Genomic DNA, 21,155 nt, shown 5'->3' with positions numbered 1-21,155 from the left:
ATAATAATAAATAGGAGGGTTATTAACCCTCTTATTTTTATAAATCTTATATCCTATGGCTATTTGTGGCTCATTTTCAAATATTACAATTGGTTGTGATGATAAAAAACAAGGTGGTATCAAAACAGTTTATATCGCAGAATATACAACTGTTACTGGTGTAACCTTGAATAATAGTGCTGATACTGTTTCTGCTATTACAATGACCAGTGGCGCTCAATTCTACACTTATAATTTTGTTAAGCATACAGGAAGTTTTACTGAACCTTCAGAAGTATCAACTGAAAATAATACAGTATTCTATAAACCAGAAATTCAACTTCAATTCTCTAAGCAAGAAGTAACCAAGAGGAATCAGTTTAAGCAATTAGCACAAACAGATGTGGTTGCTGTAGTTCTCACTAATGCTGGTAAATATTGGTTGGTTGGTTCTGCAAATGGTTTGACACTTTCTGCTGGTAGTTCAGAAGCTGGTAAAGCTGCTGGTGATTTCAACGGGTACAAGTTTACTTTAACTGGTGAAGAACCTGATTTGGCTTATGAAGTCCCTTCTGCATTGATTGCAGGATTACTTGTAGCTCATTAATCGACCATTATAAATTAATTATAAAAAGCCCTTCCCGGTACTTGGGTAGGGCTTTTTTAGTAAGACAATAAGATGATTATCATATACCAAAATAGTAAGAACCAAGTGGTGTGTACACTTTCAGAAAAGAAAGTTCATGATACTGATATTTATCTGTTAGAATTTATCAATACAGTTAGTAATGAAAGCTTTTACTGTGTTTGTACTGATAATTCCGATAGTCCATATCGATATCAAAGATTTTGTGTTACACATAAATTCGGTTCTGTTGACCCTTTAGCATCTGAGGTTAATATGCAACTTGAAGGTTTTTATGAATATAATATTTATGAGAATCCAGATTCTTTACTTATTCCAACAGACTTGAACTTAGTTGAAATTGGAAGAATGAAATGTATCGGTGAATCACAAGTAATACCAACATTTGAACCTGCTGATAATACCAGAAAGGTGTTCGACCCTAAACTATGGCATTCATGACTGTAATATATAAAATAACGTCACCAACAGGTAAAGTCTATATAGGACAATCGACTGATATAAAAACCAGATTTAAACAGTATAGATGCACTAAAGCGAAAGGACAAATTATTTTGAATAATTCGTTTTTAAAGTATGGGATAGCTAATCATAAATTTGAAATTATTCATGAACTGCCGAATGATGTTGAACAAGAAGTATTGAATAGATACGAACAATTATACATGGATTTATATAAAGATTGTGGAATTGAACTAATGAACATTAGAGCAGCAGGAAGCAAGGGAAAGCATAGTGAAGAAACCAAAATGAAAATATCAATGTCTAACAAAGGCAAAAAACATAGTGTTGGTACTAGAAAAAAGATGTCTGAGTTTCATAAAGCTCTAACAGGTACAACAAATCCATTTTATGGTAGAAAGCACAGTGGCGATTCAAGAAAAAAAATGAGAATAAAGGCTACGGGTAATTCTAGTAGAGCTAAAAAAGTAATTCAATATTCTTTGAATGGAGAATTTATAAAACAATGGGCTTCAGCTAAAGAGGTAAGCGATAATTTACAAATAAAACATGGTTGTATAACTACATGTTGCAGAGGTGAAAGTAATTCTTCTGGTGGTTTTATTTGGAAATACCAAGAAACTAAGAAACAATATTCGTAACCCAAAAACCCTATGAATGTAAATAATGATACTGAATTAAAGAATAAGATGAAAGCAATGTTGTTTTCAATCAACAAAGCTGATTATGTCTTACCTGTAGTCAAAGAAAATAAATCTTCCGGTGGATATTTAACTTGGGGTGATGATAATGCTTATCCTGAATTTCTAAGGGATATGTTTTATAACAGTGCTGTTCATAGCTCATTGATACTTGGTAAGAGGGATTTTATATGTGGTGAAGGATTGGAAAGTGAATCAGGGAATCAAGATATTGAAGAATTTATCAATTCATGTAACAATAGAGGTGATTCACTTGATGATATTTTTTCTAAGTGCGTTTTAGATTTTGAAATATATGGTGGCTTCACATTGCAAGTTGTTTATGAAAGAATTGGAGGAAGAATAGCTGAAATAAATTATGTTTCTATACCCAATTTCAGGTTCAATTTAGAGGCCGATAAACTAAAATATTCAAGGCATTGGACAAAAAAAGGTAGTTCAATTAAGACAATTGAATATGATTTGTATGATGAAAATGATAAGACAGGCACAAAAATATTTTATTACCGTGGAAGTTTAACTGTAGATCAATATCCAATTCCTTATTATATAAGTTCTTCTGCTGCAATTGAAACTGATATTGAAATTACAAATTTCAATCTTCAATCTATTAAAAATGGTCTTTTCCCTTCAATGATGATCAACTTCAAAAATGGTCAGCCAGAAACAGAAGAGGAAGAAGAAGAAATTGAAGCAAAAATTAATAAAAAGTTTGGTGGTAGTTCCAATACAGGAAAAGTATTAATCACTTTCAGCGATTCAGATAATGATTCCCCTGAAATTACTCCAATACAACAACCTGATTTGGATAAGATGTTCACCATCTTAAAGGATAGTGTACGTGATGCCATTTTCGTAGGTCATAGAATTTCAGCTCCAAACATATTTGGTGTAATGACTGCTGGTAAACTTGGGAATACTGAAGAATTCAATCAAGGTGTTCAAGTGTTCATGAAATCATATGTAAGACCAGCAAGAAAAGTATTATTAAGAATCTTCAATAGAATTATATCTACAAATTTTCCAAATGCTGATTTAAGAATCAAGGATTCTGAACCATTGGATATTGTATTTAAGGATGAAAAGATAATTACTGATAATATGACAACGGAAGAAGTAAGAATCAAGTTAAAGAAGGAGGGTTTTATTACTGATGTGGCAATTCCTGAAGGCCAGCAATTAATCGGTGATATTCCAAAGAATGTAAATGCACCTTCCAGTGGTGCAACTACAGATAACAACGTAATTACTAATTAATAATAACATGCCTATTAATAGCACTTCATTTAAGAATTTATTTATATCAGAACAAACATTGAAGGATAATTCAATTATCAATGATAATATAGATATGCTATTGCTTACTCCAATTATTTCTTTAGTTCAAGAAATTCAGATTGAAAAATTACTCGGAAGCTCATTATATGTTCATCTTCAAGATGCAATTGCTTCAAGTGGTTTAACCGCTGATGAATTATTCTTGCTTGAAGCCTATATACAGCCATGCATGATTTGGGGTATTATGAAGGAGGCACCAATATACATGACATATAAGTTTGCCGGGAAAGGAATTGAAAAAATGTCTTCTGATAATTCTCAACCTGCCGGAAAGGATGAATTAGAAATGTTGGCTGATATGGCTGAATCGAAGTTTGGGTTCTATAGTGAAAGATTGATAAGGTATTTATTATTTAATCAGAATAAATATCCAAGTTATAATCAAATAGAAAGTCCAGTTGATGTATTACCAAAGAGGCATGGATATAGAAGCAGAATTGCATTAAGTAACCCATATACACCGGAACAAAGAGCAAAAGTATATAGGAATTTAAATAATAATGGATATATCTATTGGAATAGTAGATATGGATGTTTTAATGATTATTAAATAATATTAATGACTATGCCATCGTATAACGGTACAAATGCGACATTGAATCAATTGATTGAAACATTCAACATCATTGCTGAAAGGCATGGACAGATTAATAGTTTCTTTCAGGGTGAAGCATGGGATATAACAGCAGAAACTGTAAAGAATTATACTTTATTAGCTGTAACAATATTACCTGCCAATTTTGACTCAATTACAATTCAATACAACTTCAGGGTTTATGTATTGGATTTAGTTGATAAGAATAAAAAGAATGAATTGGAAGTTCAATCAGATACTATAAGAATACTTTGGGATGTAAGACAATGGCTGGAAAATGTTTTTGATTTGGATGTGGTATCAAGTGGTACAGCAACACCTGTTGAAGAATATTTGGATGATTTCGTAGCAGGTTGGTATTTAGATATCGGAATAATAACACCTCAAGAATTTGGCCCTTGTGATGTGCCTGTTAAATAAATGAACTATGTCGAATTTTAATTATAATACAAATAATTTTCCTTGTGGTAAAACAGTCTATACTGCTATTACGCCAAGTGTTATATTTTCAGGTTCTGGTACTATATGTGATCCATTAGCTGCCAATGTAAGAATTTCAAATGTTGCTGGTAATGTAATTGGTATTACAGGAGATGGGTTATATTCAAATGGTACAGGGGGTATTCCAACAGCTTCTGTAACTGCAATTACTTTTAATAATAATATTTTATCCATATTTGATTCAACAGGTGGAACATTTACAACTACTATCAATAATTTAAGTGGTTTAACAGTTAATGGTAGTATAAGTGGTACGACATACTATGGAGATGGTAGTCATTTATCAGGAATATTTGATACAGCAGTTACTGCCGTAACTTTTGATACCAATAATACACTTCATGTAAATAATAACAATGGTAATTCGTATACTACCTTAATTAATAATTTAAGTGGTTTAACTATTAATGGTAGTTTAAAAAATGGTTTTAATACAATAACTTCAGGTAGTTATTCACATGCTGAAGGTAATTCAACAATTGCAAGTAATCAATATTCTCATGCTGAAGGTGAAGTTTCAATGGCTTCTGGTCAAGGTTCACATGCTGAAGGCCAAGGTACAATAGCTTCTGGTCAATATTCACATGCTGAAGGCCAAGTTTCTGTAGCGTCTGGTCAAGGTTCTCATGCTGAAGGATTTCAAACATCGGCAACAACAACATATGGTCATGCTGAAGGATATCAGACAAGGGTAACTGGAAGCCATTCACATGCTGAAGGTTATAATACAACAGCTAATGGTATTGGTAACCACGCTGAAGGCGATTCAACTACTGCGACAGGAACAAATGCACATAGTGAAGGAGGATTTACATTAGCTTCTGGTGTATATTCTCATGCGGAGGGCAATGCGACATCAGCAACAACAACTGGTTCACATGCTGAAGGTACATTAACAATAGCAAATGGATATGGTTCACATGCTGAAGGTCTCAATACTATAACAACATCAAATTCATCAGAATCTCATGCTGAAGGTCGTGTAACTACAGCAAATGGTGAATGGTCTCATGTTGAAGGTTTTAATACTATAACTACAGCAAATGCAAGATATGCACATACTGAAGGTTCTGGTACAACAGCCAATGGTATTGCATCACATGCTGAAGGTATTGGTACGATAACTAATGCTGATGGTCAACATGTTCAAGGTAAATGGAATTCAACTGGAGATACTTCATTTTCATTGATGGTTATTGGTAATGGTACTTCCAATGCCAATAGAAGTAATTTAGCCTTGTTCAATTCCAATACAATTGTATTTAATGCTTCATTAACTGCAACAACAGTTTCTGCTACTACATATTATGGTGATGGTAGTAATTTAACTGGTATTAATACTGGAATAATTGTAACTGCAAAGACAACTAACTATAATTTAACTTCTTCTGATTCTGGTAAATATTTTACCAATGAAGGTGCTTCTGGAACAGTTAATTTTACATTACCAACTGCTGTTGTGAATCTTAATTATACATTCATTGTTCAAGATGGTGATGGAATTACTGTTTCAGCGAATACTGGTGATACAATTAGATCAGGTTTAAATGTAACTGCCGCAAATGGTTCAATTAATTCAACCGATATTGGTAGTACAATTACATTAGTTGCAATTAATTCGGTTGAATGGATTGCAATTAATACACCAAATGGAACTTGGGTTATTTAATAATAAAAATTAAGTGTTTCAATTTTTAATTATGGACTTAATGGAAGATTTTAATTATATACTTATTGCTTTAAAAGCAAAGATTGGAATACTGATTTCAATTATTTCAGCCTTTATTTTCCCAATACAAACACTGATAATACTGGTGTTTTTATTTATATTTTTGGATACAGCTACTGGTATTATTCGTGTAATCAAGAATAAAGAAGGATTTACTTCAAGGAAATTTGCTTCACTGATATCAAAGCTACTTCTCTATAATCTATCATTGATTTCTGTCTTTGTATTGGAAAAATATTTATTGTATGAATTTGTAATACTTCTAAGTTCAATCCCTTTATTAATAACCAAGATTATTGCAATATTTTTTTGCAGCGTTGAAATAGTAAGTATTAACGAGAATGTTCAAAGAGGATTTGGAATTAATTTATTCCAACAGTTTAAGGATATTTTATTTCGCGTTAAACATGTAAAAAAGGAAGTGGAAGACCTTGTCGATAGCGAATAGTAATTGTTGATGTCAGGTATCAATGATAAATGCCGGAATAGTGTTCCGACATTTATGAATAGCTTTATTATTTACTTGCGCTATTATCTAATAGCGATATGCCCAAAATTTCTAAATGATTTGTTGAATCCTTTTTATACTTGATTTTAAATTTTTTGCCCAACCACGTATCATTTTTGGGTGAACCATCCATATTCATTTTACAATTGAATTGAATATTACCCATGCTTGGGTCTCCAAAATTAAATTCGTTTCCATTCTCATCAATGAAAGATGACTGACAATAGTCTTCACATTCACAATATTTATACGTCATTACCTTCGTATAAATTCCTAATTTTTCTTCATTCTTCTCTTCCAAGCCTTCATTTATGAAAGTAGGGCTAACTGTAGGAGATTTTTTGTTGCTGAACGAATCCTTAAGGTATACTCCCAATGGTATAAGTATAATGGCAAGCAAAAGGAGTATTATTTGATTTCTTTTGAAAAAGTTCATAGCTTAAATTTTATTTTTGTTAGCGAAAAAGAATAAAGCAACTATAGCGTTTAGTTAAAATGTGTAACTATATTTAATAACCCCCATTTCGTAAATGTGCTTCTCAATCACAGCACCATCTTCCCTGTAAAAGCAGCTCTCACCATTTAATGTTCCTCTTGTATATTTCTTCTTTGACTTAATTATTCGATTAGGGTCAGTTTGTTCACCCCCGCCCCATTTGGAATGATCATAGTATTCTATTTCCTCACCATCTCTTTGATCATTAACATAATTACATTGTAGAAGTAGGAGGTTCCCATAATGGCTGAATTCTTGATATAACCCGTTCTGGATACCGTTTTTAAAATTTTCGACGTACTGAATACGATTATAACCAACATAAACATCCTGCCAATACGTAATCCACTGCCCATTTTTTATGCCATTGATATAATTTTCTTCCTTTATAACCGATGCATCTGAGAAATATAGCCATTTACCATCCTTCTTTCCATTTCTGTATCTTCCTATTGTTTTTATATGACTCGGATTGGCAGGAAATTCTGCGTATGGTGAATAGTGTTCTGTAATGTAAAATGTAATCCACAAACCATCCGGCAATCCTTCCTTGTTAAATTTATTATACGGGTTGCTTTTGCTATCAAATGTTTTGCTCCCATCATCTTTACCATCATTCCAATAACCTAAATATAAATGTCCGTCAGGATACGTAAGGATACCATAACCATTCCATCTACCTTCTATAAATTTACCTTCCCATTTTCTTCCATCATCTTCAATGGATATACCATATCCATTTTGGCAATCGCCAGAAACACACCCTGTCTGAGAATAGTTTCTTGCTGCATAAGCGCAGAAAAAAAAGAAGGCGAATAATTTGCTGTACATGGCTTTTAAGTTTTTAAAGTGGACTAACTTGAATGATACCCTTATTTATAATTCACTGTTTGTTTTGGAGAGGTGATTATTGAATAAGATGGCCAAAGAATATCCTATTGGTGGAGTAAGGAAAAGGCAAAGGAGAAAGGTTTTTGTAAAGCCAATTTTACTGTCAATTCCCCAAACAAGTGCAATCCCAAGAGATATAAACACCAATATTGGAAAAGAAACCATACATATTATATCCATAATTGAGATTTTTAAAAATCCCCGATCATTAAGCTGATCGGGGATCGGGGGATTAAATTGCTCTGTGAGAAGATTTCAAAAAGAAAATTTATGATTGCTAATAAGCCTTATTTTGATTTGGGAATTGATTATATCGTTTTACCATAATTGTGATTATAAATAAATCCGAAATCAAATTTAATATAATATGTGAAGATTTATGTATAAAAAATGTAGTCAGAATATATAAAAAATGAATTTGTATATATAAAATGTGTAGTGACCTATTATAATTTAATGGGAAACGGTTTTCTTTGAAAAATGGCAGAGGATAAGCAATATAAAATTGGAAAATCTCTAATTCAGGACGGAACTATTAAAACCTTCCGAGATATTTTCGACTATGTTCCTAAGTCTACAGTTGCTAAGGATATAAACATCCACTTTAGTACGTTCGATAAGCGCCTCGAAAATTTAGGAGATTTGACGTTAGAGAATATGACCAAATTGGCAGAACTGTTAGAAATTGATGCAATGGTTATAATGAAGCTGGCTCACACTCAATTTGTTTCTGAAAGAAATGATAAATAATTTATATTTGATAGAAGAACGAATTGTCCTCTCCTTCGGACTAAAATCCCGGCAATTAAAGCCGGGATTTTTCGTGCATAAAAAACTAAAAATATTAGGATTTAAAGGTTTAGATTTGGGTAAATTAGATTCACATGAATTTTGAATTCAATACTGCCACCAAAATAGCCAGACATTATCAGGGTTTAATTGGTAAGGATTTCTTTTCTGATAGACCTTCACGCTATAAGATTTCTCATGTTCTGATTGCGCCTTCCGACAACAATCGGTTAAGTACTTTCTTGGATGTTTTTAATCAAACTGAGGACTATCGAATAGCATTAAATAGAACAGGTTGTGATACCAGTGCAGTGAATGTTCTTTTGGTCCATCTCGATACATGGGGAGGACATATTTTATATACCGAATTAGACAAATATTTAACCACTAATAATATGGGGAAAGCGTATTGATTTCTGAATAAGTTTAAATTTTAATGATGTAAAAAGGTCTTTACAAATTCCCAGATTTCCTTAAAGTGAGAGGCTAAATAGGTTGAACCTGATGCTAATCCTGCTATTGCCCATTTAGGAAGCCAATTATAAGTCTTTTTGAAAATATTGCCTTTTAGTTCTTTCCAAGTTGGTTTTCTTTCTGAAAGATCATGTGAAAGTCCAAAGTAGTTTTTATCATCATTTTTATGATGGTCAATAAATGAATTATATTCAGTATCGTTATATACAATCTTCTCGTAAATAAATTCCTTATCAGGTTGCTCATTTATGGGCTTACCCAAAACATAGTGTTTAAATTTCTCTTTACAAACTAGTACAACTGGATAATTCCTTTGTGCCATAGGACGAACTTATTACCTAAGATAAGTCAATAATTCCTTCAATTAGTTTCAATAATTCTAAAGACTTATTTTAATATTATCTTTAAATTATTGATAATGAATTAGTTACTTAGCCGCCTTTTAAAAATAGTCGTTTCAATAACAACTACTGCATCGCTCATGCCTGCCACAATGCGGTTACGGGTTGGGAAGTTATGTTTGTCGGCTACTGTATTACTGCAAAATTCTGTGAGTAATCCGCCTCCCTGTTTAACCATTTCTTTTGCCAGGTGGGCATGTTCGGGCGGATACAGGGAATCGAGCCCGTGAGCCAGCACTCCAACTGTAGGCAGATTGTATTTAACAGCTGTTTTATGGGCAATGGCATCAATGCCAAATGCCAGGCCGCTTATGATGAGAATATTTAATGGCTCCAGTTCCATTATTAATTTTTCCGTGACAATTTTACCGTATTCGGTATTGCTTCGGGTGCCAATTATGGCTACGATACGCGAAGCATTGAGGTTGGCCGTGCCGCGATAAAAGAGCAGGGTGGGCGAGTCGTAACAATGTAACAGCCGCTGCGGATAATCGGCATCGTTCAAAAACAGGGGTTTGATCTTATATTTTTCCAGAAACGCTATTTCCTTTTCGGCATACGCAAACTGATTAAATGTTTTTATACATTTTGCGCGAACCGTACCGATCCCTTCAATTTTTTCAAGGTCGGCCATGCGGGCTTTGAAAATAGCTTCGACTGTTTGAAAATGTTGTGCCAGCAGTTTGGCATGTACACAGCCAATATGTGGCACCTGCGTTAAAGCAAGCTGGTATAGCAGATCGTTAGTCATGGTCAATGGTCAATGGTCAATGGTCAATGGTCAATGGTCAATGGATCGTTCAATTGCGCAAGTTACAGGTTTCGGACTAAAAAAAGCCATGGATCAGTTTCAAACCGCGCCATGGCTTCATTTATTGCCTATTGCCTATTGCAAATTGTCAATTGCCTTTATTGGCTTATCACTTTCAGCTCGGTTCTTCGGTTCTGCGCTCTTCCCTGTTCGGTAGTATTGTCGGCAATGGGTTGTGTGGCGCCATATCCTTTAAAAGTGAGTCGTTGCGGATCAATGCCCTTCCCGGCAAGATATTTTACCACAGCCTGCGCGCGGTTATTCGATAAGGTCATATTATCGGCCGGCTTACCAATATTGTCGGTATGTCCGCTGATCTGAATTTTAACCGTTGGATTTTCCTTTAACAGTTGAAAAATATTATCCAGCTCAATGGTCGATTCGGGCTTCAGATCGTATTTATTAAAGTCGAAGAAAATATTCTTCAATACAATACTTGCATTGGCTTCGATCGGTTGCAGGGGAATGTCGATATTGTAGGTGCTGTCGGGTGTTTTCTGGCTTAAAGAAAAGTTTTCTGAAAAGAACAGATAGCCTTTGCGTTTTACATTAAATGCATAATCTTTTCCAACCGGTAATGTGATCAGGTAATTGCCGCTTTCGTCGGTTTGTATTTTGCTTAATACCTCCTGTGTACTTAAATCGGTTAGCTCAACAGCCGAAGGCAATCCTTTTTGCGTTTTATTATCAAACACTTTTCCTTTTACCCAAAGGGTGCGCGCCGGACGAATGTCTTCCCGCATTTCGAATGTATAAAGATCCAGTCCGCCCTTAGTGTCGGCACGGTCGCTGGCATAATAGGCCGTTTTACCATCTGCTGCAATAACCAGGCTGCCTTCATTTTCGATGGTATTGATGGGATAACCAAGATTAATGGCTTTGCTCCATTTGTTAGCACCCAGTTTTTTTACCATAAACAGGTCACTGCCGCCATATCCCAAATGCCCACCCGAAGTAAAATACAGGGTCTGGTTATCGGCATGAATAAAGGGGGTGCTTTCATCCCCAATGGTATTTACCTCGGGACCCAGATTTTCGGGATCGCTCCAGCGGCCGTTGGCCAGCTGGTGGCTTACATAAATATCCTTACCGCCATAACCGCCAAGCCGACCACTGGCAAAATACAGATCGCGTTTATCGGGCGACAGTGAGGGGGCCGATTCCCAGGCTTCGGTATTGATGCGGTTGCCCATATTTTCGGGGGTGCTCCATCCGTCGGGCGTTAACCATGATATGTACAGGTCGCAACTACCGAGGCCATTCGGAAAATTGCATCCGGTAAATATCAACCACTGCCCGTCTTGCGAAATATTTTGTGCGCCTTCGTTTTGACTGGTGTTAATGTTACCTGCAAGGGCTTTGGCTTTCGTCCAGTGACCATTTACAAACCACGATTCATAAAAATCTTCGTTGCTATAGATCCTTCGTGTAAAAATGAGGTGCTTATCGTCGATGGTAATGGTTGGATAATATTCAAGGTATTGGCTGTTGATGCTGTCGCCCATGTTTTGGGGTTCAAAATGATAATTTCCCATGGGGTGCTGGCCGGCATATTCAACCGCAAACTGGTAGGTTTTGCGGCGGTAATCGCCTGCCTTGCGGCTTTGTTCATTCAGGTTAGGAATAGATAAAAATTCATCAACCGCCTGCAATGCTTTTTGAAAATCACCTTTGCCGGCCAGATTAATAGAGTAAGGAAGATTATAATCCTTAAACCAGCTACTGTCGATTGCTTTTGCTTTTTCGTAATTGTCGATGGCGCTCTGGTAGTTTTTTTGTTCGCTGTATAACCCCGCAAGTGATAGCAAGGCATCAACGTATTGTGGTTCTAATTTTATGGCTTCCTGCAGCGAATTGATACTTTCTTTAAACTTGCTTTCCATGGCAAGGCTATAGGCTTTTTCATACAACGCCTTTGCCTTTTTATTTACTTTATTGGGGTCGTACTGTGCTTTGAGGGGGCAAATACATGCCACTAAAAAGGATATTGTAATTAGCGTTTTAATCATCACAAGTATTTTCGTGAATGGTCAATGGTCAATCGTGAATGATTACACAAAATCAGTCCACTTTTGAGCGTTAAAGATAAAAATTGCTTAAAGCTGTCAAAATAAAGCAATTGATATTATGTATAGACGCTAAAATGACTGCAACAGGTGGGTGGCGCAATTGTTAAATTGTGCTTTCGACGATGGCTGTTTGGAAAATGTAAATGTCTGAAAATCAGCTGTCAGCGAATTTTCAAATTTTCAAATTATCACATTTTCAAATTATCTCAGGGCACATGAATATACTTGTGCAGCTGCAGGGAAAATTCCCATTGGGGATTATTTTTAATATAATCGATGATCAGCGGGGTTACTACAGATGATTTACTCCATTCAGGTTGCAGAAACAGTTTGCAACCGGGCGAAACGAGGGCGGCATATTTTTCGGCCCATTCAAAATCGCTTTTGTTATAGATCACCACTTTCAGCTCGTTCGCTTTTGGTAAAACTTCGGGCAGGGGTGCCTTAAATTTTTTGGGCGAAAGACAGATCCAGTCCCACGAACCGCTTAACGGCCAGGCGCCGGAAGTTTCGATATTGGTTTGAAAACCGGCTTCGTGCAATGCTGCCGTTAATGCATCTAAATTGTGCATAAGGGGTTCACCGCCGGTGATCACAACAAGACGGCCGGGATGAGCAGCAGCCCCCTGCACCATTTCTTCAATAGTTTGTAAAGGATGTTGCGAAGCGTCCCAGCTTTCTTTTACATCGCACCACACACAGCCTACATCACAACCGCCGAGGCGAATAAAGTAAGCAGCTTTTCCCTGATGAAAGCCTTCACCCTGCAGGGTATAAAAGGATTCCATTACGGGAAGTTTTATATCAGTTGAAACGATTGACATTGAATACAAAATTAGCTAATTGGCCAATGTGCTAATTTGCTAATGTCGTTAAGGTTTCTCATTAGCTAATTAGCAAATTATCACATTATCACATTAGTTTTTATCGATACACGCGCGGTAAGTATTTTTCATCAGGGCTGCAATGGTCATGGGGCCTACGCCGCCGGGAACCGGCGTTATCCAGGAGCATTTGGGCGAAACGGTGTCGAATTGCACATCACCTTTTAACGAATAGCCTCTTTTTTTGGTAGCATCGGGTACCCGGGTAATACCTACGTCAATAACAATTGCGCCGTCTTTGATCATGTCGGCTGTTACAAATTCGGGTTTACCAAGAGCAGCTACTACGATATCGGCCTCCAGGCACAGCTCCTTTACATTTTTAGTATGCGAGTGACATATGGTAACAGTACAATTGCCGGGATTGGTATTGGCGCTGAGCAAAATGCTCATGGGGCGGCCAACAATATTGCTGCGGCCGATCACCACGGCATGCATGCCTTTGGTATTGATCTTATAATATTCCAGCATAAGCATAATGCCATGCGGCGTAGCCGGAATAAACGTTGGCAATCCCTGAACCATTTTTCCTACATTCTCCGGATGAAATCCATCCACATCTTTCGAGGGAAGAATGGTATTGATCACTTTTTCGTCTGAAATATGTTTGGGCAAAGGCAGTTGCACCAAAATGCCATCAACATCGGGATCATTGTTCAGATCTTCGATAGCGGCGAGCAACTTAAACTCACTGATAGATTCATCAAGTCTTACGAGGGTTGAATGAAAACCGATCTCTTCACAGGTTTTTACTTTTGAACCTACATAGGTTTCACTGGCGCCGTTGGAGCCAACCAATATGGCGGCAAGGTGTGGAACCTTTTTGCCTTCGGCTATTAGCTGCGCCACCTTTATTTTCATTTCATCTTTTATTGCCTGCGATACAAGCTGCCCGTCTAAAATTTTCATGGCGCAAAGGTAAAGGGCTGATGGTAGCTGCCCTAAACCGGAACAAAATTTTTTTATATTATCTATTTTCAATATGTTTAACTACTGTATTACAAAGCTTGCTGTGTGAAAAAACTGCTATTGCCATTTTATCTTATCCATTGTCTGGCGACTTATGCCCAGTCAATTCATTACTCTCCCGGTACTTTATATACCGGTTTGGGGGCTTATAGCCGCACGTTTACCCAGTCATTTTCCTTTCTTTCGAATCAGGCCGCGCTGGCCGGTCTTCCTCAAACCAGTGCAGGATTATATGCCGAACAAAAATATGGGTTAAAGGAGCTTTCCATGTACATGGCTACTGTAGCTATTCCGGTTGGGCGCGATGGGGTAGGGCTTGCCATGCAATATGCAGGCTTTGGTGATTATAACGAAAGCTGCATTGGCCTTGCCTATGGCAAAAACCTGGGCAAAATAAGCATCGGTGTTCAATGCAATTATAATATGATTCACATAGCAGGTTATGGTGACGATGCGGCATTGGGCATTGAACTGGGCAGTCAATGGCAGATTTCGCAGCGTTTTATTACCGGTATTCATATAGCAAATCCGCTGGGTGCCAGGTTTAAGAACAATAGCAACGAAAAGCTGGCGGCTGTTTACCAGTTTGGTGCAGGATACGAGGTGTCGCAACAATTGTTTTTGAGTGCCGAAGTGAGTAAAGAAGAAGATAAACCGGTAAACGTGCAGGCCGGCATACAATATAATGTAATAGCCAACCGGCTATTTGTACGAACCGGTCTTTCAACAGCTACCACCGAGCCTTTTGCGGGCATTGGCTGCCAATGGAAGAATTGCCGGGCCGATATAAATCTGCGTTACCATCCCCAATTGGGCTTTACCCCAGGACTTTTGCTGTTATTTTTTGGTAAAACAAAAACCGAACAGTGAAACGGGTTTTTTCCATATTGCCGGCATTGTTTGCAGCAACGATTGCTACTGCGCAGGATAAACAAACCGGTTCACCGGTTAATGAATTACAACTCGAAAGCCAGGCCGAACGGCAGGAAGGTGTTACCGAAGATGATACCCAATGGCAGCAACTGGAGTATTTCCAAAAGCATCCTTTGAATGTTAATAATGCAGATGCAGATGATTTGAAACAGTTGCAATTGCTAACCGATTTGCAGATCACTAATTTTTTGCAGTATAAGAAAATGCTGGGACCGTTGATAAGTGTGTACGAACTGCAGGCAGTGCCCGGGTGGGATGTACTTACCATTAAACGACTGTTGCCATTTATTACAGTAAGCAATGAAAAAGCAATCATTGAAAATTTAGGTAAACGGTTATCAGGCGGAGAGTATAGTGCGCTGTTTCGATATGCTGAAGCTGTTAACCAGTCGGCTGAATACAAAAAAACAATGAGCACCTATGCAGGAAGTGCTGCCGCAATGCTGTTCAGGTATAAATACAATTATAAAAATTTATTGCAATATGGCATCACGGGCGACAAAGATGCGGGTGAATCGTTTTTTAAAGGAACGCAGCGTGCAGGTTTCGATTTTTATTCATTTCATTTTTTTGCCCGTAAACTGGGCATCGTTCAATCGCTGGCTTTTGGCGATTTCACCGTACATTTTGGTCAGGGACTGATTCAATGGCAGGGACTGGCTTTTAAAAAAAGCGCCGAAGTATTGAATGTAAAGCGGCAGGGGCCGGCGTTGCAACCATATAATTCGGCCGGTGAATATAATTTTCACCGGGGTGTTGGAATAACCCTTCGCAAAAAAAATGTCGAATGCACATTGTTTGGTTCGTTACGAAAATTAACAGCCAATATAATAGTTGATAGTTTGTTGCTATATGATTACGCATATATTTCCTCAATAAATACATCCGGTTATCACCGCAGTTTATCAGAGATCAGCGACCGCAATAACGTGCAACTGCAAACAGCAGGCGGCAGTTTAAAAATAATGAACGCCAAAGGACATATTGGCATTAATGCGGTGGAATATGCCTGGTCGAAGCCAATGAAACCATCAGGCGATCCCTACGATTTGTATGCGATGGATGGCAGCCGCTTTGGCAATTACAGTCTTGATTACAGTTATACTTTTCGAAACATGCATGTTTTTGGTGAAGTAGCAACAGATAATCAATTTAACCGGGCAATGATACATGGGTTGTTAACAAGTCTTGATCCGGCAGTTGATATGGCTATTGTATATCGTAACATCAGCAGCCGGTACCAGTCGATGTTCAGCAATGCATTTACCGAAAACAGTTTGCCGGTTAATGAAAACGGATGGTATGCGGGAATTTGCATCAGGCTCCGGCATGGTGTGAAGCTGGATGCTTATGCAGATATTTTTCGATTTCCCTGGTTAAAGTATCAGGTCAATGCTCCATCGGGGGGGCATGAATATCTTGTTCAGGTTACATTTAATCCTAATAAGAATGCAGAGATATACAGCCGTTTCAGGAGCGAAACAAAATCTGCGGGTATGTCAGACAGCAGTTCAGCTATAAAATCATTGCCCGATGTTTCAAAGCTAAGCTGGCGAACACAGATCAGTTACCGCGTTAATAGTGCAATTGTTTTGCGCAGCAGGGTCGAAGCGGTGTGGTACGCGAACAATATCCCGCAATTGAAAGAAACCGGTTTTTTATTTTTCACTGATGTTCATGTTAAACCTGCATTTAAACCATTTTCATTCACCGGCCGTGTGCAGTATGTTGAAACCGATGGGTATAATGCACGAATATATGCCTGGGAAAACACCGTTCTATACAATTACTATATACCTGCCTTTTATGATAAAGCCCTCCGTTATGTTTTAAGCGTTAATTACCGGTTAACGAACCATTTGGTAAGGCCGCAAAAAAATAATTTCAACTGCCTGTTATCTTTATCTTTCGCGCAATCGGTTTATCCATCCAAAACAACAGTTGGTTCGGCGAATAATGCATTTGATGATTTGAAAAGATCTGATATCAGGTTGCAGATTATTTTTGCAACGCGATAAAGATTTTTAGCGGTAATGCATGTCGAACGTTATATTAATTATTTTTTAATGTAATGAGCGTTTAATGGTTACTGAATGTCTTACCGGCTGATAATGTTTACAATATATATTGTTAATTGAATGGTTTTGTTAATGAGGGGATTCGGGAACATCTGACTTCATCCTGCAATTAATTGTCATTTACACCTTACAAATTGTTTTCTGTCAATCACAAAGATGATATTGCTGATTGACATAGTAATTTGTTGCGGGTGTGTTTGAAGCGGTTGTTCAATCAAAGGAATAAGCTTTTCGTAAGTAAAAGAACGCAGGTTGATGTTATACTTATCATGATAAAAATTAAAACTTCATTAAAAGGCATCTGTTAACTTCGGTTATGCGTCATACATCAATTTAAAAATTATATCAGGTTTCCGTTCATGTAAAATTGATAAAGTTGTCGTGAGATTAAAAATTGATTAACAGGAAATGTGTCATGTGAAATTTTTATTCCTTTGTAATGCAGTCTGGTAGCGGCTTTTACAATACAATTGACGTGTTTATGCTGCTATGGCGATAGCGATGAAAAGTTTTCATGTTAAAAAATAATGTGAACAGGCTGTTTGCAGCATTTTCAGAATTCGGTTTGTCTACCGGTTAGTAAATTTTTTTTATTTCTCCTTAGTTTAACTTTTTTTTGTAAAAATTTAAAAAACACGTTTTTTGTTTTTGGGGATTCATTCACTTTAAAAAACTACAAGCCTCATGAGAAAAATTCTATCACTACTGGTAGTGTTAGTACTATCAGTTGTGGCACTTGCACAGGACCGTCAGATTACGGGCAAAGTCACAGACGATAAAGGAGACCCAGTTCCCTTCGCTACTATCAAAATCAAAAAAACAAAGATTGGAACCGCCGCAGATGAAGCCGGCAATTTTAAGTTAACTGTTACCGGAAATGCCATTCTGGAGATCAGTGCTTCTGGTTTGGAGACAAGGCAGGTAAGTACAGCAGGACAGGCTGTAATTAACGTTTCACTTACAAGAACTACTAACGAATTGTCTACAGTTGTAGTTACCACTTCATTGGGTATTAAAAGACAAGCCAAAGAGTTGGGTTATGCAGCTACTACTGTAACCAGCAAAGTGCTTAACCAGGCTAAAGCTGTGAATGTTCAACAGGCATTAAATGGTAAAGTATCGGGTGTATCGGTTACCACTGTAAATAGCGGCGTGTTTGAAAATGCCAAAATCAGCATCAGAGGTATCCGCTCGCTTACCGGTAACAACCAGCCTATGTTGCTGGTAGACGGAGCGCCCACACCACTTGGTTTTTTGAATAGCATTCCTCCGGATGATATTCAGGAGCTGACTGTATTAAAAAGTGCGGCTTCTGCAGCCATTTACGGACCTGATGCGGTGAATGGTGTAATTGTAATTAATACCAAAAAAGGTACTACCAAAAAACTGAATATAACCGTTAGCTCTGCTTTGCAGGCCGCCAGGGTTTCTTATTTTCCAAAAATGCAACGTGGTTTTGGAGCAGGCGCCGGTGAAACTACCGACGACTACGGTAACTATACTTACGTGCCATATGAAAACCAGCAATTCGGTCCCGCATTCGATGGCACAACAAGAGATATAGGCGTTAAGCTTGAAGATGGTTCCATTCAACAGGGACCCTATAGTAACGGGCATTACAAAGACAAGGTTAAATTCTGGAACACCGGTTTAACCTGGCAGAATACCATCTCAGTATCGGGTGAAGATTTTTACGCCAGTGTGCAGGATGCTAAAATCAAAAGTTTGATGCCAAATGATGAAAACAGAAGAACCAGCTTCCGTTTCAATGCCTCAAAAAACTATGGTAAATTATCGGTTAACTATGGTTTGAACTATGTATTGCAGAACTACAATGTGGTAAATGAGAACAGTTTTGCTAATTTGTTCCCTGCATACAACGGAAGTATCTTCTTCCTCGTAATGCAAACGCCAAGCAACATTCCCCTGCTCGATTACAAAGACTGGCAAAACAGCAAGTTTGCACAGTATTCGAACTACTATAATGAATTCGCAGTAAACCCTTATTGGGTAATCGGCAACATTCGCCAGCGTGGCCGTGAAGATGACTTCATTGGTAATCTGGATGTTAGTTATAAACTTACCGATTGGTTAAAAGCATCTGCACGACTCAGCACCAACTTAGGGTTTAATAGTTATAAAAATTCCACCGCCCCTGTTGTTGTTTCAAAATGGGCGCAGGCAAACAGAAGCAAAACACAGTACAGCCCAAGACCGGGAAGTGTGTTTGATGATCAGTCGTATTCTTCAAGAATTAACCTCGATTACTTCTTAAGCGGCGACAAGAAGATCAATAAAGATTTAACCGTTCGTTATCTGGCCGGTGGTATGGTGCGTCAAAATCGTGCAAAAGATGTGGCCATTGGTGGTAATAACCTGGTTATACCTTACCTGTACAATGTTGCCGTTCGTAGCGGTGATGCTTCGGTACCGAAATATACCGGTAGCAGTACTACCGTGAATGGCGGTAACAATTATACTGTTGAGTCGAGACTGTTATCGGCTTACGGAAGTGTAGGTTTCAGTTATAAAGGATGGGCAAATATTGAATTTACAGGAAGAAACGACTGGGACAGCCGTTTAAGAAAAGAAAACCGTTCTTTCTTCTATCCCGGCGCCAACGCTTCGGTGGTGCTATCTGATGCCATACCTGCCATTCAAAGCAGCCAGATCTTTTCTTTTGTAAAAGTGAGAGGTGCCCTTTCAAAATCAGGGAACGTAAACCTTGGTGTGAATGCCCTGGAAGCTACTTTCTCGCAATCAGGTGGTTTTCCTTATGGTACTACATCGGGTTTTACTGCTGATGATGTTTATCCCGATCCTAATTTAAAACCTGAGTTCGTAAAAACTACAGAAGTTGGAGTTGAATTAGGCTTTTTACGTAACAGAATTAATGTAGAAGCAACTTATTTCTATCAAAATAATACCAATCAGATTCTGGCAGTTACACAATCTGCCTCAACCGGTTATCCCATCAGCCTGGCTAACGCTGCTGATTTTAAAAACAAAGGCCTGGAACTGGACCTGAACCTGACCCCGCTGGTAAAGATCGGTGAAGGAAGAATTGATTTCAGAATGAACGCTACATACAACGATAACAAGGTTACCCGCACATTGAACGATGCGCCTGTGGTGATTGGTGGTAACTCGGGCTTTATTCAGAACTCAGTAAGTTCTCCCACCGCCAACAATATTGCTGTTGTAGGTAAACCTGCCTTCGGTTTTCAGTTAACCGATTATGAAAGAGATCCTGCCACGGGCAAAGTAATTATTGATCCTGTAAAAGGTCTTCCTTCCCAGGCCAACGAACTGGTAGTAATGGGTCGTTCATTACCGTTGTGGGTATTGGGTTTCACACCTTCATATACAATCGGTGGTTTTTCGGCAAGTATGACATGGGATTATAAAGGCGGTCATAATTTTTATGCCGGTATGGGATCTGATATGGACTTTGCCGGAATTTCTGCACGCAGTGCTCAATACGCCCGTCAGCGTTTTGTATTCCCCAATTCAGTGTATAAAGATGCCAGCGGAAAGTACGTAGATAATACCAACATTCAGGTACAGGATGGTAACTATGCGTTCTGGACCGGTGCTGCCACTAACAACCAGATAGCCACGAATTATTTTGCCAGCGCTGCGGCCTGGAGATTAAGAGAGGTTAACATCTCTTATAATTTACCGCTTAAATGGATCGGCGGAGGCAAAATCATTCAAAGAGTAACAGTAAGTGCAATTGGAAAGAACCTGCTTCTTTTTGTTCCGAAATCAAATCAATGGGGTGATCCTGAATTCAACTACTCTTCTACCAACAACACATTTGGTATCAGCAGTTCGTTCCAGTCTCCCGCTTCAAGATTGTTCGGAGGATCGGTCACTGTTCAATTCTAACCATATTAAA

The 21,155-nt window shown here is 37.9% G+C and carries 20 protein-coding genes; 13 read left to right on the top strand and 7 right to left on the bottom strand.

Annotation, left to right across the window (positions count from 1 at the left end):
* Positions 1–55: 55 nt before the first annotated feature.
* From AC59IL_RS14780 to AC59IL_RS14745, 8 genes are all read left to right on the top strand, one after another.
* Entirely contained in the window at positions 56–586 is a 531-nt protein-coding gene (locus tag AC59IL_RS14780; protein ID WP_496552922.1) for a hypothetical protein, read from the top strand.
* Between the two features lie 72 nt (positions 587–658).
* On the top strand, positions 659–1,066 hold the full coding sequence (locus AC59IL_RS14775) for a hypothetical protein (protein WP_496552921.1): 408 nt from the start codon (positions 659–661) through the stop codon (positions 1,064–1,066).
* Positions 1,063–1,728 carry an NUMOD3 domain-containing DNA-binding protein gene (locus AC59IL_RS14770; protein WP_496552920.1) on the top strand — a complete coding sequence of 222 codons (666 nt, stop codon included), beginning with the start codon at positions 1,063–1,065 and terminating at the stop codon, positions 1,726–1,728. Before AC59IL_RS14775 ends, AC59IL_RS14770 begins: the two co-directional genes overlap by 4 nt.
* A 12-nt stretch (positions 1,729–1,740) precedes the next feature.
* Positions 1,741–3,045 (top strand): phage portal family protein, encoded by a 1,305-nt coding sequence (locus AC59IL_RS14765; protein ID WP_496552919.1) that lies wholly within the window; start codon positions 1,741–1,743, stop codon positions 3,043–3,045.
* 7 nt (positions 3,046–3,052) lie between these two features.
* The gene (locus AC59IL_RS14760; RefSeq protein ID WP_496552918.1) at positions 3,053–3,676 is read left to right on the top strand and encodes a DUF6712 family protein; all 624 of its coding nucleotides are present in this window, start codon (positions 3,053–3,055) and stop codon (positions 3,674–3,676) included.
* A gap of 15 nt (positions 3,677–3,691) precedes the next feature.
* A complete protein-coding gene (locus tag AC59IL_RS14755; protein ID WP_496552917.1) occupies positions 3,692–4,141 on the top strand; it encodes a hypothetical protein in 450 nt (149 codons plus the stop codon).
* Between the two features lie 7 nt (positions 4,142–4,148).
* Positions 4,149–5,891, top strand: a complete 1,743-nt coding sequence (locus AC59IL_RS14750; protein ID WP_496552916.1) for a hypothetical protein — start codon at positions 4,149–4,151, stop codon at positions 5,889–5,891.
* Between the two features lie 31 nt (positions 5,892–5,922).
* The gene (locus tag AC59IL_RS14745; protein WP_496552915.1) at positions 5,923–6,399 is read left to right on the top strand and encodes a phage holin family protein; all 477 of its coding nucleotides are present in this window, start codon (positions 5,923–5,925) and stop codon (positions 6,397–6,399) included.
* Between the two features lie 67 nt (positions 6,400–6,466).
* Here the strand turns inward: AC59IL_RS14745 and AC59IL_RS14740 are convergent, their stop codons facing one another.
* Entirely contained in the window at positions 6,467–6,895 is a 429-nt protein-coding gene (locus tag AC59IL_RS14740; RefSeq protein ID WP_496552914.1) for a hypothetical protein, read from the bottom strand.
* Positions 6,896–6,949: 54 nt separating this feature from the next.
* Positions 6,950–7,786, bottom strand: coding sequence for a toxin-antitoxin system YwqK family antitoxin (locus tag AC59IL_RS14735; protein ID WP_496552913.1), 837 nt, complete (start codon positions 7,784–7,786; stop codon positions 6,950–6,952).
* 540 nt (positions 7,787–8,326) lie between these two features.
* Between AC59IL_RS14735 and AC59IL_RS14730 the strand changes: the two genes are divergently transcribed.
* Complete coding sequence (locus AC59IL_RS14730; RefSeq protein WP_496552912.1) at positions 8,327–8,596, top strand: hypothetical protein; 270 nt, start codon at positions 8,327–8,329, stop codon at positions 8,594–8,596.
* Between the two features lie 134 nt (positions 8,597–8,730).
* A complete protein-coding gene (locus AC59IL_RS14725; protein ID WP_496552911.1) occupies positions 8,731–9,048 on the top strand; it encodes a hypothetical protein in 318 nt (105 codons plus the stop codon).
* A 20-nt stretch (positions 9,049–9,068) separates the two neighbouring features.
* Here the strand turns inward: AC59IL_RS14725 and AC59IL_RS14720 are convergent, their stop codons facing one another.
* The 5 genes from AC59IL_RS14720 to folD form a co-directional block, all read right to left on the bottom strand.
* Positions 9,069–9,431, bottom strand: a complete 363-nt coding sequence (locus AC59IL_RS14720) for a hypothetical protein (RefSeq protein WP_496552910.1) — start codon at positions 9,429–9,431, stop codon at positions 9,069–9,071.
* Between the two features lie 101 nt (positions 9,432–9,532).
* A complete protein-coding gene (locus AC59IL_RS14715) occupies positions 9,533–10,261 on the bottom strand; it encodes a DNA-processing protein DprA (protein ID WP_496552909.1) in 729 nt (242 codons plus the stop codon).
* 158 nt (positions 10,262–10,419) lie between these two features.
* Entirely contained in the window at positions 10,420–12,330 is a 1,911-nt protein-coding gene (locus tag AC59IL_RS14710; protein ID WP_496552908.1) for an OmpA family protein, read from the bottom strand.
* A 266-nt stretch (positions 12,331–12,596) separates the two neighbouring features.
* On the bottom strand, positions 12,597–13,178 hold the full coding sequence (locus tag AC59IL_RS14705) for a 7-carboxy-7-deazaguanine synthase QueE (protein ID WP_496552907.1): 582 nt from the start codon (positions 13,176–13,178) through the stop codon (positions 12,597–12,599).
* A gap of 129 nt (positions 13,179–13,307) precedes the next feature.
* On the bottom strand, positions 13,308–14,183 hold the full coding sequence (gene folD, locus AC59IL_RS14700) for a bifunctional methylenetetrahydrofolate dehydrogenase/methenyltetrahydrofolate cyclohydrolase FolD (protein ID WP_496552906.1): 876 nt from the start codon (positions 14,181–14,183) through the stop codon (positions 13,308–13,310).
* A gap of 105 nt (positions 14,184–14,288) precedes the next feature.
* On the opposite strand from folD, the gene AC59IL_RS14695 reads away from it, so the two are divergent.
* The 3 genes from AC59IL_RS14695 to AC59IL_RS14685 all read left to right on the top strand — a co-directional run bounded on the left by AC59IL_RS14695 (position 14,289) and on the right by AC59IL_RS14685 (position 21,145).
* Positions 14,289–15,113: a hypothetical protein gene (locus tag AC59IL_RS14695; RefSeq protein ID WP_496552905.1), complete on the top strand. Its 825-nt coding sequence runs from the start codon at positions 14,289–14,291 to the stop codon at positions 15,111–15,113.
* Complete coding sequence (locus tag AC59IL_RS14690) at positions 15,110–17,194, top strand: ComEA family DNA-binding protein (RefSeq protein WP_496552904.1); 2,085 nt, start codon at positions 15,110–15,112, stop codon at positions 17,192–17,194. Before AC59IL_RS14695 ends, AC59IL_RS14690 begins: the two co-directional genes overlap by 4 nt.
* Positions 17,195–17,938: 744 nt before the next feature.
* Positions 17,939–21,145 carry a SusC/RagA family TonB-linked outer membrane protein gene (locus AC59IL_RS14685; protein ID WP_496552903.1) on the top strand — a complete coding sequence of 1,069 codons (3,207 nt, stop codon included), beginning with the start codon at positions 17,939–17,941 and terminating at the stop codon, positions 21,143–21,145.
* Positions 21,146–21,155 lie beyond the last annotated feature (10 nt).

The sequence above is a fragment of the Niastella sp. sgz303648 genome (assembly GCF_059587045.1).
This window is presented reverse-complemented; position numbering and strand designations above follow the sequence as displayed.

Coding starts and splice junctions, on each gene's coding strand:
- AC59IL_RS14740 (WP_496552914.1), bottom strand. CDS start 6,895: ATGAACTTTTTCAAAAGAAATCAAATAATACTCCTTTTGCTTGCCATT.
- AC59IL_RS14780 (WP_496552922.1), top strand. CDS start 56: ATGGCTATTTGTGGCTCATTTTCAAATATTACAATTGGTTGTGATGAT.
- AC59IL_RS14745 (WP_496552915.1), top strand. CDS start 5,923: ATGGACTTAATGGAAGATTTTAATTATATACTTATTGCTTTAAAAGCA.
- AC59IL_RS14685 (WP_496552903.1), top strand. CDS start 17,939: ATGAGAAAAATTCTATCACTACTGGTAGTGTTAGTACTATCAGTTGTG.
- AC59IL_RS14765 (WP_496552919.1), top strand. CDS start 1,741: ATGAATGTAAATAATGATACTGAATTAAAGAATAAGATGAAAGCAATG.
- AC59IL_RS14750 (WP_496552916.1), top strand. CDS start 4,149: ATGTCGAATTTTAATTATAATACAAATAATTTTCCTTGTGGTAAAACA.
- folD (WP_496552906.1), bottom strand. CDS start 14,183: ATGAAAATTTTAGACGGGCAGCTTGTATCGCAGGCAATAAAAGATGAA.
- AC59IL_RS14760 (WP_496552918.1), top strand. CDS start 3,053: ATGCCTATTAATAGCACTTCATTTAAGAATTTATTTATATCAGAACAA.
- AC59IL_RS14715 (WP_496552909.1), bottom strand. CDS start 10,261: ATGACTAACGATCTGCTATACCAGCTTGCTTTAACGCAGGTGCCACAT.
- AC59IL_RS14720 (WP_496552910.1), bottom strand. CDS start 9,431: ATGGCACAAAGGAATTATCCAGTTGTACTAGTTTGTAAAGAGAAATTT.
- AC59IL_RS14730 (WP_496552912.1), top strand. CDS start 8,327: ATGGCAGAGGATAAGCAATATAAAATTGGAAAATCTCTAATTCAGGAC.
- AC59IL_RS14710 (WP_496552908.1), bottom strand. CDS start 12,330: ATGATTAAAACGCTAATTACAATATCCTTTTTAGTGGCATGTATTTGC.
- AC59IL_RS14735 (WP_496552913.1), bottom strand. CDS start 7,786: ATGTACAGCAAATTATTCGCCTTCTTTTTTTTCTGCGCTTATGCAGCA.
- AC59IL_RS14705 (WP_496552907.1), bottom strand. CDS start 13,178: ATGGAATCCTTTTATACCCTGCAGGGTGAAGGCTTTCATCAGGGAAAA.
- AC59IL_RS14770 (WP_496552920.1), top strand. CDS start 1,063: ATGACTGTAATATATAAAATAACGTCACCAACAGGTAAAGTCTATATA.
- AC59IL_RS14755 (WP_496552917.1), top strand. CDS start 3,692: ATGCCATCGTATAACGGTACAAATGCGACATTGAATCAATTGATTGAA.
- AC59IL_RS14725 (WP_496552911.1), top strand. CDS start 8,731: ATGAATTTTGAATTCAATACTGCCACCAAAATAGCCAGACATTATCAG.
- AC59IL_RS14775 (WP_496552921.1), top strand. CDS start 659: ATGATTATCATATACCAAAATAGTAAGAACCAAGTGGTGTGTACACTT.